The following is an 865-nucleotide window of genomic DNA, read 5'->3' as shown; positions in this document are numbered from 1 at the left end:
CAAAAATGCCAAGCGTTGAGAATCCCTCTTAAATTGCTTGTTAACTGCACTTTTTCGCAATAACTAAACCATGATTACTACTACCAAGCAATGATGGTTCTGCACATGTAGAAAGGTGATACTTCAACCAAGCTTGATACTGCTGCTCGCTAAGTTGGTTGACCTCTTGACCAATAAAGCGAACATAACCATCTGTTGCAATATGACTTTCGACACTAAAGCCCGTTTGAACTGCTAGAGATTCAATTTCGGATGGCTTAGCAAAGTAACCAGTTCTAAAAAATGGGTCTACGTCAGGTGAAGTAACTAAGCCACTTCCATTTAACTCACTTAACACAGTTGATGAAACTAAATCGTTAGACATCTTTGCGAGCAAACCTGCAACAAAGAAACGGCTGATATAAGCTATCGCAACAATCCCATTTGGTTTTAAGACTCGATTAGCCTCTTTCAGCACTGCTTCTCGATCTGACTTTGACTGTATGTGATAAAGTGGCCCCAAAATTAATACGATATCTTGACTACCATTCTCTATAAAGCTGACGTCTGTTGCATTTGCTTCGTGGACAGATAAGCTCAAAGACTGGCGTTTTGCATTACTATTGAGTTGTTCGACTAGTTCAGGAACTAGCTCAACCGCTGTTACATTAACACCTTGTTGAGCATAATGAAGGGAATAACGTCCAGTCGCAGCACCAAGCTCAGTTAGATTACTTGCTGGATCGATATAAGACTCCAACACACTCAATGTTGTATCAAACTCAATACGCGTAATATTTTGTGAAAGAAGGCGCTTCTCTTCATCAAACTTTGCGTAGTACTCCATATATTCTTCTTGCACGACTTCCTCCTGTGCAGTTAACGC

1 protein-coding gene is annotated in these 865 nt (G+C 40.5%); it reads right to left on the bottom strand.

Annotated elements, in window-relative coordinates; genetic code table 11:
- Positions 1-40: 40 nt before the first annotated feature.
- Positions 41-865, bottom strand: an 825-nt coding sequence (locus tag AACW06_RS19790) for a class I SAM-dependent methyltransferase (RefSeq protein ID WP_272956778.1), incomplete at its 5' end; no start/stop codon positions are given.

The sequence above is a fragment of the Vibrio sp. S12_S33 genome (genome assembly GCF_963889785.1).
Lineage (GTDB): Bacteria > Pseudomonadota > Gammaproteobacteria > Enterobacterales > Vibrionaceae > Vibrio > Vibrio aestuarianus.
Note: the sequence above shows the minus strand (reverse complement) of the source record. Positions and strands in the feature narration are given on the sequence as shown.